Below are 13,418 nucleotides of genomic sequence, written 5' to 3'. Positions count from 1 at the left end.
CAGCCATGCGCGAACCCAGCGCAAAGGAAATCCGCCTCGTGATCGCGGCAAGTTCCGCCGGCACCATTTTCGAATGGTACGACTTCTTCATCTATGGAACGCTGGCATCGCTGATCGGTGCGGCATTCTTTCCATCCGACAATTCGACGCTGCAATTGCTGCTCGTCTGGGCGGGCTTCGCCGTCGGCTTCGGATTTCGGCCGCTCGGGGCGATCCTGTTCGGGTTCCTGGGCGACCGACTGGGCCGCAAATACACCTTCCTCGTCACCGTGACGCTGATGGGCGTGGCAACGGCAGGGGTCGGACTGGTGCCGAGCGCCGCCACCATCGGCCTTGCCGCGCCCGCTATCGTTATCCTCCTGCGCATTCTCCAGGGCCTGGCGCTGGGCGGCGAATATGGTGGTGCGGCGATCTATGTCGCGGAACATGCGCCGAAGGAAAAGCGCGGCTACTACACCGCTTTCATCCAGGCGAGCGTGGTTGGCGGTTTCGTCCTGTCGATCCTCGTCGTCATAGCCTGCCGTTTCCTCGTCCCTGCCGACGATTTCGTGGAATGGGGGTGGCGCATTCCTTTCCTCCTGTCGATAATATTGCTCGGCATATCCTTGTGGATGCGCCTGAAGCTGAGTGAAAGTCCGGTCTTCCAGGCGATGAAGGCAGCAGGCGGAACGGCGGCCAATCCCTTCGTGGAAAGTTTCACCTATCCGGGAAACAAGAAGCGCGTTTTCGTCGTGCTGTTCGGGGTGACGGGCGTGCTCACGACCATCTGGTACACGGCTTTCTTCTCCGGGCTGAGCTTCCTGCGCGGGCCGATGCGGGTGGAGGAGCAGGTGGTCGAGATCATCATGCTCGTTGCCGGCCTCCTCTCCATGGGCTTCTACCTGCTTGTCGGGCGCTGGTCCGATTTCGTGGGGCGCAAGAAACCCATCGTGATCGGGGCGGCTTTGACCCTGCTGCTGCTGTTCCCCATCTTCTGGGGGATCGGGGCGCTGGCGAACCCGGGCCTGCGCGACGATGCCCGCGATGCGCCCGTCACCATCGCGGGCGCCGGTTGCGAGTTCGATGCCTTCGCCGATGAACAGGCGACATCCTGCGGGCGCCTGCTGTCCGACCTTACCGCTCTGGGCGTACCCTATGACATCGCACCAGGCCCGGCGCCGGTCTTGAGCATCGGCGCGGAAAGTCATGACTATAGCGCGCTCGCCGAGACGGAGCGCAGCGCGAATTTGCGCGACTGGCTGGAAGAGGCAGGCTATGATTTTTCGACGCAGGTACCACCGCCTGCAAACATCATCGGCATAATCGCGCTGCTCCTGTGCCTCGGCGGCCTGTCGGCGCTTACCTATGGATCGGTGGCCGCCTTGCTGGCGGAAATGTTCCCGCCGAAGATCCGCTACAGCTCGATGTCGATCCCCTATCACATCGGCGCAGGCTATCTCGGCGGGTTTCTGCCGCTCATCGCCGGATATATCATCGCCACGACAGGCGATGCCTATTCCGGACTGTGGTACACCTGGGTGGTCGTGGCATTTGGGCTTCTGGTTGCCATCTGGGGGTTGCCCGGCGGTCCGCCGCGCGACTTTGCCGCCGATGAATGACATCGCGCCTCCGCCGGCCACTCTGCGGGTCAATCTGGACAGCGACGCACTTGCTGCAAATTGGCACCAGCTCGACAGGATGTCGGCGCCCGGCCGGGCCGGCGCTGCGGTGAAGGCGGATTGCTATGGCCTGGGTGTCGACAGGTGCGTTCCGGTGCTGCGCGGAGCGGGTGCCCGCGATTTCTTCGTCGCCCACTGGAGCGAAGTCGCGGACGTTGTTCGCTATGTTCCTGCATCAGACATATCCGTTCTGCACGGCCTGATCAGCCGGACCGAAACGGATTATGCCCGAGCCGTCGGTGCCCGCCCGGTCATCAATTCGCTGGATCAGGCGAAATTATGGGCGGAGGCCGGCGGCGGTGCGTGTGACGTGATGGTGGATACCGGCATCAACCGGCTGGGGCTTGCCATGCGGGATCTTTCCGATCCGCTGATCGCCACGCTCGATGTCGTCACTCTCTTGTCGCATCTGGCGTCGGCCGACGAGGCAAGCCCGTCCAATCGGCGCCAGCTGAAGCTGTTTCGCGAAGCGCGGGCGATGGTGAAGGCGAAGCGGTACAGTCTGGCCAATAGCGCGGGGATCGTGCTCGGGCCGGACTACACCTTCGATCTCACGCGGCCCGGTCTGGCACTGTATGGCGGTATTCCCCGGCCGGAACTGACGGACGATATCCGGCAGGTTGCCTATCCGCAGGCCGCCCTGTTACTGCGGCGCGATCTCGAACCGGGCGACAGGGTCGGCTACAACGGAACCTATATCGCGGATCGAGCCCTACCATCGGGGATCGTCTCCATCGGCTATGCCGACGGATTTCTTCGCAGCAGGGGCGGGGAGGCCCTGACGCATGAGGGCCGGGTGCTGCCGCTGATCGGCAAGGTTTCGATGGATATGATCGTGCTGGATCTGACGAATGCCCCGGATTTGCGCGAAGGCGACTGGCTGGACATCCCTTTCGATATGCCCGGTGCCGCGCAGCGCTGCGGCCTGTCGCAATATGAACTGCTCACCGTCATCGGCCATCGCCTACGATGATCCAAGTGCAGTTGCCTAGTGTATGCTGCAAGTGCTAAATGCCTCGTGATGCAATGCAAGAGGGACGCGCAAGATGGCCAAGGTTAAATCCGGCGACGGCCCGGTAATCATCAAGAAATACGCCAACCGGCGGCTCTACAACACCAGTTGCTCCAGCTACATCACGCTGGACGATCTTGCGCGCATGACGCGGGAAGGCGTCGATTTTCAGGTCGTCGATGCCAAGTCAGGCGACGATATCACCCACTCCATCCTGACCCAGATTATCATGGAGGAAGAAGCCAACGGCGAACATATGCTTCCCGTCAGCTTTCTGCGGCAGCTGATCTCGATGTATGGCAATTCGATGCAGGCCATGATGCCGCATTACCTGGAAGCCAGCATGGCCAATTTTCGCCGTAACCAGGCGAAGTTCCAGTCGGCGTTCCAGACGGGCGTCGGCACCGGCAATCCGCTGTCGCGCATGGCGGAAACAAACATGGCGATGATGCGGGCAGCGACCGAAGCCTTCATGCCCCGCGGCGGACACGACGACGGGGCGGTTGGCGGTGGGGATGGCGACCAGTCGGGCAAGAATGCATCGGCGCAAGATGATCTGAAGGCCCTGCGCGAACAGATGGCTGCCATGCAGAAGCGCCTGGACGATATGGACAGCTAAGCTTCCATCGCTCCCGGCTCACCAGTGCCGGGCCGAGTTTCCGCCAATTGACCAGAACGAGTAATACCCCTTTGTCAAACATACGCCACGCCCTGACCGCCCGCCGTGCCGACGATTTCGCGCAATGGTATCAGGAGGTAATCTCCGCTGCCGATCTTGCAGAGGAATCGGGCGTGCGCGGCTGCATGGTCATCAAGCCATGGGGTTACGGAATCTGGGAGCGTATCCAGCGGCTGCTGGACGACCGGATCAAGGCGACCGGCCATGAAAATTGCTATTTTCCGATCTTCATCCCGCTGTCGAATTTCGAGCGGGAGGCGCAGCATGTCGAAGGTTTCGCCAAGGAAATGGCGGTCGTCACCCACCACCGGCTGATCGCGGACGGGGAAGGGGGGCTGATACCCGATCCCGAAGCGAAGCTGGAAGAACCGCTGGTCGTCCGCCCCACGTCCGAAACCATCATCGGCGATGCGATGGCGCGTTGGGTGCAAAGCTGGCGCGACCTGCCGTTGCTGACCAACCAGTGGGCGAATGTGGTGCGGTGGGAAATGCGGACCCGCATGTTCCTGCGGACGACCGAATTCCTGTGGCAGGAAGGGCACACCGCCCATGCCGATGAGGCGGAAGCGCGCGAACATACGCTGCGGATGCTCGAAGTCTATCGCGCCTGCGCCGAGGACGATCTCGCGCTGCCGGTGATTGCCGGCGAGAAGCCGGAGAATGAGCGCTTTCCCGGCGCGGTCGAGACCTGGTCAATCGAGGCGATGATGCAGGACGGCAAGGCGCTGCAGGCCGGCACCAGCCATTATCTCGGCACCAATTTCTCCGAAGCGGCGAACATCAATTATCAGGACCGCGAAGGGCAGCAGGCGCTGTGCCATACCACCAGCTGGGGCGTGTCGACGCGGATGATCGGCGGCATCATCATGGTGCATGGCGACGATGACGGCCTGCGCGTGCCGCCGCGCATCGCCCCCTGGCAGGTGATTATCCTGCCGATGCTGCGCGACAAGCCGGAAGATGCCGCGCTGCTCGAATATTGCGAAGGCCTGCGCGCGAAACTTGCCGGCAGATCGGCGCTGGGCGAACCCGTTCGCGTGCTGCTGGACCGGAAACCCGGCAAGGCGGCGGCCAAACGTTGGGACTGGGTGCGGAAAGGCGCACCGATCATCATCGAAGTCGGCAGCCGGGACATGGATGCCGGGACCGTCAGCTTTCTGCGGCGCGATCGCCTCTGGGCCGATAATGGCAAACCGGACTTTTCCGCTCCCGCTATCGAAGCAGCGGCAGAAGACGTTCCGCATCTGCTGGAAGAAATCCAGGCCGAACTGTTCCGGCAGGCAGAAGAACGGCGCGAGGCCAATATCACGCGCGGCCTGGACAGCTTCGACGCGGTGGCAGAATTCTTTACCAGCAACGGAAAATATCCCGGCTGGGTGGAGGTGCAATGGTCGAAACCGACGGGCGCGGAGCTGGACAAGATTGTCGAACGATTGAAGTCGCTGAAGCTGACCATCCGCAATGTTCCGAGCCAGTCTGCCGCCGCGGATGCTGCCTGCATCTTCACTGGCGCGCCAGCGACGGAGCGGATCCTGCTCGCCCGCGCTTATTGAGCGCATCGGTAGCAGGGCCTTGCATTTACAGGATTATGGCGTGAAAAGCGTGACATGAAAAAGCTTCTCCTCGCCACCGTCGCCCTCGTTTCCTTACCCGTTGCCGCACAGGAGAGCGACCCCGCTACGAATGTGTCGGCGGAACGTCTGCGTTCCGATGTCGAGAAACTCGTATCCTTCGGCACTCGCCACACCCTGTCGGAACAGGACAGCGACACGCGCGGAATCGGTGCGGCGCGGCGATGGGGCGAAGCCCAGTTCCGCCAGATTTCCGCTCGCTGCGGCGATTGCCTCGAGATCGTGACGCCGGAACGGATCGTGGAGGGCCGCCGCATCCCGCAGCCCACCCGCCTCGTCAATGTCGTCGCCATCCAGCGCGGCACCGCACGGCCGGACGAGGTGGTGATCGTGCAGGGGCACATCGATAGCCGGGCGACCGATGTGGCCGATTTCACCAGCGATGCACCGGGTGCCAATGACGATGCCAGCGGCACGGCGCTGGTGATCGAGGCAGCCCGCGCATTGAGCGGGAACAGCTATCCCGGCACGATCGTCTATGCGCTTCTGTCGGGGGAGGAGCAGGGCCTCTACGGTGGGCAGTTGCTGGCCGATCATGCCGAGGAGCAGGGATGGACCGTTAAGGCGGTGCTGAATAATGACGTGGTCGGCAACAGCTGCGGCTCGGACGGTTTCTGCGATGCAGAGCATGTCCGAGTCTTTTCCGAAGGGCCGCGCGCCGATCTGACCGACGCTGTCGGCGCGGCGCAGCGCCGCGACGGCGGCGAGAACGACAGCCCCAGCCGTAACCTTTCCCGCTGGCTGGACGATCTTGCCGATGAGGCCGAAGGCGGGCTGGATGTACGGCAGATCTGGCGTACCGATCGCATGGGTCGTGGCGGCGATCAGATACCCTTCCTGGAAAAAGGCTATCCGGCGATCCGCTTTTCCGTTGCGGTCGAGGATTACGATCACCAGCATCAGGATCTGCGGGTGGAGAACGGCGTAACCTATGGTGACACCGTGGATGAGATGGACTTCCCCTATCTTGCAAAAGTGACGCAGTTGAACGTGCGCGCTCTGGACCGGCTGGCGCGTACGGCAATGCCTCCCGCGGCGACGGCGGAAGCTGCGGTGCAGACCTACACCGATCTGAAATGGACTCCCGTCGAAGGTGCCACCGGCTACACGATCTGGCAGCGGCGCCCCGATCAGCCCTATTGGGAAGAGCAGCCGGTCATCGCCAATGTCTCGGCCACAAGTGCCCGGCTGGAAGGTGTGCGCGGTGACGACTGGATCTTCGGCATCAGCAGTCGCTCGCCCGACGGTGTATTATCGCCGGCGGCCAGCGCGGTTCCCGGCGGTGCATTCGCGCCGATCGGTTCCGACGCGGCGGAGTGAAGGCTTGAGGGTGAAGGCGCATCGCCGGCGCTAGTGACGCGCTGCGCGCGATGGGTTAGACGTCCGGCATGTCCAAACGTACCATGAACGGCTTGCCCAGCCGCGAGCAGATTCTCGACTTCATCCAGACCTCGGATCGTCCCGCCGGCAAGCGGGAAATTGCCAAGGCTTTCGGTATCAAGGGGCAGGAGAAGATCGCCCTCAAGAAGTTACTGAAAGATATGGGCGATGAAGGCCTGATCGATGGCAGCAAATCCGCCTTCAATCGCATGGGCGGTGTGCCGAAGGTCACGACTCTCGCCATCAAGGCCGTTGAGGATGGCGAAGCCTTCGCCATTCCGGAAGGCTGGTCGCCCGACGATGGTTCGCCGCCGCCCCGCATACGTGTTATCGAGGACAAGCGTAAGGGCGGCGCCCTGAAAGTGGATGACCGCATCCTCGCCCGCACCGAAGAAGCGGGCAGGGGATACCGTGCCCACGTCATGAAGAAGCTGCCCCCGCGCGTCGACGGCATGATGGGTGTGGTCGAGATCGACGGCAGCGGGAAGCCGTGGCTCGCCCCGGTCGACAAGAAAATCCGCAGTTCGAGCCCGATAAAGGATCTGGGCGGTGCCGAAGAAGGCCAGCTCGTCATGGTCGAAGCGGCAGGCAAGGGCGCACGCAGCGGCGTCAACGTGGTGGAGGTGCTGGGCGATCCGCTGGCGCCCCGCAGTTTCAGCCTTATCGCGATTGCGAAGCACGGCATTCCCAATGTGTTCCCGCAGGAGGCGCTGGACGAAGCGCAACTGGCGGCTGATTTGCCGGTATCGCAAGAAGACCGGGAGGATTTGCGGCATCTGCCGATCATCGCGATCGACCCTGCCGATGCGCGAGACCACGACGATGCTATCTGGGCGAAGCCGAACGGCAATGGCGGTTTCGACGCCGTCGTCGCGATTGCCGATGTATCCTATTATGTCCGTCCCGGCGGTGCGCTGGACCGTGAAGCCCGCACGCGAGGCAATTCGGTCTATTTTCCCGACCGGGTCGTGCCGATGCTTCCCGAAATCCTTTCCGCCGAAGTCTGTTCTCTGGTCGAAGGGCAGGACCGCGCCGCCATGGTCTGTCATCTGACGATCACCGGCGAAGGGAAGATCTCCGCCTGGCGCTTCACGCGCGCTATCGTCCGCATCGCGGAAGTGATCGCTTATGAGGATGCGCAGACCCGCATCGACGAGGGCGCAGCGGACGAGAATCTCCGCAATCTCTGGGCCGCATGGGAATGCCTGGCCAAAGCGCGGGCCGCCCGCGATCCGCTGGACCTCGATCTGCCGGAACGGCGCGTAGTGCTGGACGAACAGGGCAAGATCGCCGAGGTCGCCATACGTGAACGGCTCGATGCTCATCGGGTTGTCGAAGACTTCATGATTTCCGCCAATGTCGCAGCGGCAAAGGCACTGGAGAGTAAGCCGGCACCTGTCGTCTACCGCGTGCACGAACAGCCCAGCCGCGAAAAGCTGGTCGCCTTGAAGGATTACCTCGACACATTCGGGCGCAGCCTGGCTTTGGGCCAGGTGATAACGCCCGGCCTTTTCAACCGCATGATGAAGGATGTTACCGACGAGTCTGAAAAGGCGCAGGTGATGGAAGCGGTTCTGCGCAGCCAGACGCAGGCCTATTATGGTCCGGCCAATGCGGGACATTTTGGACTGGCGCTAGGATCCTACGCGCATTTCACATCGCCTATCCGGCGGTATTCCGACCTGCTGGTGCATCGTTCGCTGGTAGATGCATTCAAGCTGGAGCAGCCTGCACCAGCGGCCAGGCTGCCCCGGAAATCCGGGCTTTCGGACAAGGATCGTGCCGATCTCGGCGCCATCAGCGATGCCATCAGCAAGACCGAGCGTCGCGCGATGGAAGCCGAACGCGACACCATCGACCGCTATGTCGCGGCCTGGCTTTCCGGCAGGGTGGGCGAGACATTCGACACGAGGATCACGGGCGTGCAGGGCTTCGGCTTCTTCGCTACGATCGAAAAGCTCGGTGGTGACGGCCTGGTCCCGGTCAGCACTCTTGGCCGCGAATATTTCCGTTTCGACGAGGCGGCAAGAGCGCTGGTCGGTGAAGACAGCGGCACGACCTATGCGGTCGGCGACCGGCTGAAGCTGAAGCTGGCCGAAGCCAACGCGCTGACGGGCGCGCTTAAATTCGAAACTCTGGATGACGCGGGCAAGCCGGTCGAACCGCGTGGTGGCCGTCCCGAAAGACGCGAGCGGCGTAAATCCGGCAAGGGCAAGCCCGGCGGCGGTAAGGGCAAGCCCGGTGGTAAGGAAAAGTCGGGCGGCGCAGGATTTATGCAGGGCAAACGCGGGCGGCCAGGGAATATCAGGCATCAGGGACGCAGGAAATAAGGCGAGCGGAACGAGCGGCACCTGTCGAGCATTCACCTATGTAGAAGGAGAATCGCATGCTGACACCCGCTCGCAAAGTGCCCAATCTCGATCTGCCGCTAACCAACGGAACGCGGTTCGAACTTGAAAAACAGGCTCCTGATGCCTTTACCATGCTCGTATTCTATCGGGGTAGCCACTGCCCGATCTGCAAGAACTATCTGGAAGAACTCGGCGGACGCCTGCAGGATTTCGTGGAGCGCGGCGTCAACGTGTTCGCAGTCTGCATGGACGATCAGGACCGGGCCATGCTCGTCGACGAGGAATGGGACACCCATAATCTCCCGCTGGCATACGGGATGGATGAGGAAACGGCGCGAAGCTGGGGCCTGTATATATCCTCGGCCCGCGAAGGCAGCGACGAACCGGAACGGTTTTCCGAACCCGGGTTGTTTCTGATCCGCCCGGATATGGAACTGTTCTTCGCCCAGAAGCAGAGTGCGCCCTTTACCCGGCCTCCGCTTGGCCAGCTGCTCGACGGGATCGATTTCGTAAAGGACAAGAACTATCCCGCACGCGGCGACCTGACCTGACGGATCAGGCCAGATTGTCGATATCGTCGTCGGTAAAGCTGCCGGGCACGATATAAAGGGGGCAGGGGAGATTACCCGCATTCGCCGCAAAGTGCGATACCAGCGGACCAGGTCCGCCCTCCGTCGCGGCACCGAGCACTAGCGCGGCGACATTGCCATTCGCACCGAGATATTCGCGGATGATCGCCTGGCCTTCACCGACCTTGACGGTAATCGTCGGCAGTTTGCCGGTTTCGCCTATCAGCGAACCGGCGGCACTGTTGGCAATAACCTCGGCACGGTCGCGCGCTTCCTGCTCGATCGTGGCCTGAACAGCGCCGAACGCGTTAAAATTCTGCGGCTGCACGATGGCGATTATATGGACCGAAGCCCCGGTCTTTGCAGCTCTTTTCGCGGCAAAGCGAAGCGCCTGCCGCGCCTCCGCCGTTTCGTCCATCACCACCAGAAAGGTGCGCATAATTCGTTCCCCTGTCAGCCCCCCTATCTCCGCCACGGGCTATTTTCGCAAGAACCTTGCCCGGCGCAGTCAAATTGGCCAAGGATACATTCGCCCGAAACGCCGCAATCCGTAAGGACTTTCGATAAATTATGCCGACCCCCATTAGAATGCCCGCCCTGTCGCCCACGATGGAGGAGGGAACCCTCGCCAGGTGGCTGGTGAAAGAGGGTGACGAGGTACGCTCCGGCGACATCATGGCCGAGATCGAGACGGACAAGGCGACGATGGAATTCGAGGCCGTGGACGAAGGCCGCATCGCACATATCGCTGTCGAGGGCGGGACCGAAGGGGTGGCGGTCGGCACGGTTATCGCCACGCTGGCTCTCGATGGCGAAAGCCTGGAAGATGCTGCCGATGGCGCGAACGCTTCCTCGGGCGCGGCAGGCGATGGCGGCAATGCCAAGGCGAAGGAGACGCAGATTCGGGAAGAAAAGGTTTCTGGCGAGAGCAAGCGCAACGATGCCGATGAAAAGGATGTTACCAGCGGCACGAACGGTGCAACTGCCGTCGATCTGTCTGCAACACGCTCGGAAGGCGAGAGGATCATCGCTTCTCCGCTGGCTCGCCGCCTTGCCCGGCAGCGGGGCATCGACCTCGCTGTAATCGAAGGCAGCGGGCCGCGAGGACGCATCGTCAAGGCCGATCTTGAACAGGCAACCCGGGAGGCGGACGACCGGAAAGCGGAAGGCAAGGCGGCGAAAGATCCCCGCGTGCCGGAACATGCCCCTGCACCCGACAATGACACCAACATCCCGGATTTCGGGATCCCGCATGAGGATGAGAAACTCAACAATGTGCGCAAGATCATCGCGCGGCGCCTGACCGAAGCCAAGCAGACCATACCGCACATCTACCTTACCGTGGACGTGCGGCTCGATGCCTTGCTGAAGCTTCGCGGCCAGTTGAATGCGGCGCTGGAAGCGGACGGAATCAAGCTTTCCGTCAACGACCTGCTGATCAAGGCGCTCGCCAGGGCGCTGCTGCGGGTGCCCGCCTGCAATGTCAGCTTCGCCGGAGATGCGCTGCGCCGCTATTCCCGCGCTGACATCTCGGTAGCGGTCGCGGCACCTTCCGGACTGATTACGCCGATTATCACCGACGCCGGAAGCAAGCCGGTTTCGACGATCGCGACGGAAATGAAGGATCTGGCCGCAAGGGCACGCGAACAGAAGCTGAAACCGGAAGAATATCAGGGCGGAACCGCCAGCCTTTCGAACCTCGGCATGTTCGGGATCAAGCAGTTCGACGCCGTCATCAATCCCCCACAAGCCATGATCATGGCCGTCGGTGCGGGGGAGAAGCGCCCGCATATTGTCGATGAAGCCGTCCAGATTGCGACCGTGATGTCGGCCACCGGCAGCTTTGATCACCGCGCGATCGACGGTGCGGATGGTGCCGAACTGATGAGGGCCTTCAAGGCGCTGGTCGAAAACCCACTGGGGCTGGTCGCGTGACCGGCGCGGTCGACCGGCTACCGATGATCCGCATCACGGCGATGCCGGCCAATACCAACCCCTATGGCGGTGTGTTCGGGGGCTGGTTGATGAGCCAGATGGCGCTCGGCGCAGGAGCGCTCGCCTCGCGGACCGGGCAGGGCAAGGCCGTGGTAGTGTCCGCCACCGACTTCGCATTTCCCGGAGCGATGCGCGTGGGTGACGAATTGTCGGTCTATTGCAGCGTGACCGCGACGGGCAACACGTCGCTGACTATAGAGGCGGAGGCGATCGCGAGAGACCGGAACAGCGAGGCGTCGACGCGCGTGGCTAGCGGATCGTTCAAATTCGTGCTGCTTGGCGATGACGACCGCCCGCGAGCGGTAGGCGAAGCGGCCCTGTCCGCGAATGATTCGGAGTAGAAATGGCTGATAAATTCGATCTCATCGTCCTCGGTTCCGGCCCGGGGGGCTATGTCGCTGCCATTCGCGCTACACAGCTGGGCTTGAGAACGGCCATCGTCGAGCGCGAGTTGCTGGGCGGTATCTGCCTCAACTGGGGCTGCATCCCGACCAAGGCCCTGCTTCGCTCGGCCGAAATATTCCACTATATGCAGAACGCCGGCGATTACGGGTTGAAAGCATCGGGGATCGAGGCCGATCTCGATGCAGTGGTTAAGCGCAGCCGCGGCGTCGCCAGGCAACTGAATCAGGGGGTCGCTCATCTGATGAAGAAGAACGGCATCACAGTCTTCATGGGTAAAGGCGAATTGCAGGGCTCCGGCAGGCTGCAGATATCCGGGCAGGACGGCTCGCAGGAGATTACGGGCAAACACATCATCATCGCCACCGGTGCACGGGCGCGCGACCTTCCGTTTGCGCCTGCCGATGGTGAACGGATCTGGACGTATCGTGATGCCATGACGCCGCGCGAGATGCCGTCGAAGCTGCTGGTGATCGGTTCGGGTGCTATCGGCATCGAGTTCGCCAGCTTTTACAATGACATGGGTGTCGATGTGACAGTTGTCGAAATGCTCGACCGTATCGTACCAGTCGAAGATGCAGAAATATCCTCATTTCTGAAAAAGTCACTGGAAAAGCAGGGCATCGAGATCCTGACCGGGGCAGGTGTCGAGAGCATCGAAACGGCTGAAGACACGCTTCGCGCCAGCATCAAGCCTGCCGATGGCGAGGCTGCGGAGCATGAATTCAGCCATGCCATCGTCGCCATCGGTATTCAGCCGAACACCGAGGGGATCGGACTTGAGGAGCAAGGTATCACGATGGAGCGCGGCTTCATCCAGATCGACGAGTTCGGCAGGACGGGAGCGGAGGGCCTCTGGGCCATAGGCGACTGCGTTCCGGGTCCGTGGCTGGCGCACAAGGCAAGCCATGAAGGCATTGCCGCCGCTGAATCGATAGCGCGCGAGTTGGGCAACGAAGAAGTGCATCCTCATCCGCTGAACCGCAATACCATACCTGCCTGTACCTATTGCCATCCGCAGATCGCCAGCGTGGGTCTGACAGAGGCGAAGGCGAAAGATGCAGGTCACGATGTGAATGTCGGCAATTTTCCATTCATCGGCAACGGCAAGGCGATTGCGCTTGGTGAGGCGGAAGGTTTCATCAAGACCGTTTTCGACGCAAGCACCGGAGAGCTGCTCGGCGCGCACATGATCGGCGCGGAGGTCACTGAGCTCATCCAAGGTTACACTATCGGGAAAGAGCTTGAAACGACCGAAGCGGAACTGATGAACACAATCTTCCCGCACCCGACGTTGAGCGAAATGATGCATGAAAGCGTCTTGTCCGCTCACGGGCGCGCGCTCCATATCTGAAGCGGCGGGCAACTTGTCGCAAAGCTGCGGAACAGGTGCTTCCCTCCGGCGGTTTATCCGCTGAAGAGGAGAATGCCATGGAATACGAAATTTCCGACGATCCGCAGGGCGGTGAACCAGACACCCCGGATTATGATGACGATAGCGAAGTTACGAAAGATCATCGCGCTCTGAAAAACCAGTCTTCCATTCGACCGGAGCAATATCCTGCTGCCGAAAGAGCCAACCAATCGCTCGTGAATGCGGCAAAGAAAAAGGGTTAGGCTTCGTGGACAAAGCTTGACCTGAGACTCGACCGCTGATTCAAGGCTACCTTTTGGAGGCAGCATTGGGTGAGCGGGTTGGTGTGTCGGGTGACGAGTGGGCTTTGATCGGCCCACTGCTACC

12 protein-coding genes are annotated in these 13,418 nt (G+C 61.8%); 11 read left to right on the top strand and 1 reads right to left on the bottom strand.

What is annotated here, in order from left to right:
• Positions 1–5 precede the first annotated feature (5 nt).
• From HG250_RS10110 to HG250_RS10080, 7 genes are all read left to right on the top strand, one after another.
• Positions 6–1,598, top strand: coding sequence for an MFS transporter (locus tag HG250_RS10110; protein ID WP_240957063.1), 1,593 nt, complete (start codon positions 6–8; stop codon positions 1,596–1,598).
• Entirely contained in the window at positions 1,591–2,631 is a 1,041-nt protein-coding gene (locus HG250_RS10105) for an alanine racemase (RefSeq protein ID WP_170005207.1), read from the top strand. The genes HG250_RS10110 and HG250_RS10105 overlap by 8 nt, the downstream gene beginning before the upstream one ends.
• A gap of 73 nt (positions 2,632–2,704) precedes the next feature.
• Positions 2,705–3,289, top strand: a complete 585-nt coding sequence (gene phaR / locus HG250_RS10100; RefSeq protein WP_170005206.1) for a polyhydroxyalkanoate synthesis repressor PhaR — start codon at positions 2,705–2,707, stop codon at positions 3,287–3,289.
• A 71-nt stretch (positions 3,290–3,360) separates the two neighbouring features.
• A complete protein-coding gene (proS, locus tag HG250_RS10095; protein WP_170005205.1) occupies positions 3,361–4,902 on the top strand; it encodes a proline--tRNA ligase in 1,542 nt (513 codons plus the stop codon).
• Positions 4,903–4,956: 54 nt separating this feature from the next.
• A complete protein-coding gene (locus tag HG250_RS10090; protein ID WP_170005204.1) occupies positions 4,957–6,300 on the top strand; it encodes a M28 family peptidase in 1,344 nt (447 codons plus the stop codon).
• A gap of 68 nt (positions 6,301–6,368) precedes the next feature.
• Positions 6,369–8,690 (top strand): ribonuclease R, encoded by a 2,322-nt coding sequence (gene rnr, locus HG250_RS10085; protein WP_170005203.1) that lies wholly within the window; start codon positions 6,369–6,371, stop codon positions 8,688–8,690.
• Between the two features lie 56 nt (positions 8,691–8,746).
• Positions 8,747–9,262, top strand: coding sequence for a peroxiredoxin-like family protein (locus tag HG250_RS10080; RefSeq protein ID WP_170005202.1), 516 nt, complete (start codon positions 8,747–8,749; stop codon positions 9,260–9,262).
• Between the two features lie 4 nt (positions 9,263–9,266).
• On the opposite strand, the gene HG250_RS10075 is transcribed toward HG250_RS10080, so the two are convergent.
• The gene (locus HG250_RS10075) at positions 9,267–9,719 is read right to left on the bottom strand and encodes a universal stress protein (RefSeq protein ID WP_170005201.1); all 453 of its coding nucleotides are present in this window, start codon (positions 9,717–9,719) and stop codon (positions 9,267–9,269) included.
• Positions 9,720–9,850: 131 nt separating this feature from the next.
• Between HG250_RS10075 and HG250_RS10070 the strand changes: the two genes are divergently transcribed.
• The 4 genes from HG250_RS10070 (at position 9,851) to HG250_RS10055 (ending at position 13,294) form a co-directional block, all read left to right on the top strand.
• Positions 9,851–11,215, top strand: coding sequence for a pyruvate dehydrogenase complex dihydrolipoamide acetyltransferase (locus tag HG250_RS10070; protein WP_170005200.1), 1,365 nt, complete (start codon positions 9,851–9,853; stop codon positions 11,213–11,215).
• A gap of 41 nt (positions 11,216–11,256) precedes the next feature.
• Positions 11,257–11,616, top strand: coding sequence for an acyl-CoA thioesterase (locus tag HG250_RS10065; RefSeq protein ID WP_170005325.1), 360 nt, complete (start codon positions 11,257–11,259; stop codon positions 11,614–11,616).
• A gap of 2 nt (positions 11,617–11,618) precedes the next feature.
• On the top strand, positions 11,619–13,031 hold the full coding sequence (gene lpdA / locus HG250_RS10060; protein ID WP_170005199.1) for a dihydrolipoyl dehydrogenase: 1,413 nt from the start codon (positions 11,619–11,621) through the stop codon (positions 13,029–13,031).
• A 77-nt stretch (positions 13,032–13,108) separates the two neighbouring features.
• Complete coding sequence (locus HG250_RS10055; protein ID WP_170005198.1) at positions 13,109–13,294, top strand: hypothetical protein; 186 nt, start codon at positions 13,109–13,111, stop codon at positions 13,292–13,294.
• The last annotated feature ends 124 nt before the right edge of the window (positions 13,295–13,418 follow it).

This window comes from Pseudopontixanthobacter vadosimaris, from assembly GCF_012979275.1.
Lineage (GTDB): Bacteria > Pseudomonadota > Alphaproteobacteria > Sphingomonadales > Sphingomonadaceae > Pseudopontixanthobacter > Pseudopontixanthobacter vadosimaris.
Note: the sequence above shows the minus strand (reverse complement) of the source record. Positions and strands in the feature narration are given on the sequence as shown.

Excerpts from the sequence above, each read along its gene's own strand:
- HG250_RS10065 (WP_170005325.1), top strand. The coding sequence starts at position 11,257 with ATGCCGGCCAATACCAACCCCTATGGCGGTGTGTTCGGGGGCTGGTTG.
- phaR (WP_170005206.1), top strand. The coding sequence starts at position 2,705 with ATGGCCAAGGTTAAATCCGGCGACGGCCCGGTAATCATCAAGAAATAC.
- HG250_RS10080 (WP_170005202.1), top strand. The coding sequence starts at position 8,747 with ATGCTGACACCCGCTCGCAAAGTGCCCAATCTCGATCTGCCGCTAACC.
- HG250_RS10110 (WP_240957063.1), top strand. The coding sequence starts at position 6 with ATGCGCGAACCCAGCGCAAAGGAAATCCGCCTCGTGATCGCGGCAAGT.
- HG250_RS10090 (WP_170005204.1), top strand. The coding sequence starts at position 4,957 with ATGAAAAAGCTTCTCCTCGCCACCGTCGCCCTCGTTTCCTTACCCGTT.
- lpdA (WP_170005199.1), top strand. The coding sequence starts at position 11,619 with ATGGCTGATAAATTCGATCTCATCGTCCTCGGTTCCGGCCCGGGGGGC.
- HG250_RS10075 (WP_170005201.1), bottom strand. The coding sequence starts at position 9,719 with ATGCGCACCTTTCTGGTGGTGATGGACGAAACGGCGGAGGCGCGGCAG.
- HG250_RS10105 (WP_170005207.1), top strand. The coding sequence starts at position 1,591 with ATGAATGACATCGCGCCTCCGCCGGCCACTCTGCGGGTCAATCTGGAC.
- HG250_RS10070 (WP_170005200.1), top strand. The coding sequence starts at position 9,851 with ATGCCGACCCCCATTAGAATGCCCGCCCTGTCGCCCACGATGGAGGAG.
- rnr (WP_170005203.1), top strand. The coding sequence starts at position 6,369 with ATGTCCAAACGTACCATGAACGGCTTGCCCAGCCGCGAGCAGATTCTC.
- HG250_RS10055 (WP_170005198.1), top strand. The coding sequence starts at position 13,109 with ATGGAATACGAAATTTCCGACGATCCGCAGGGCGGTGAACCAGACACC.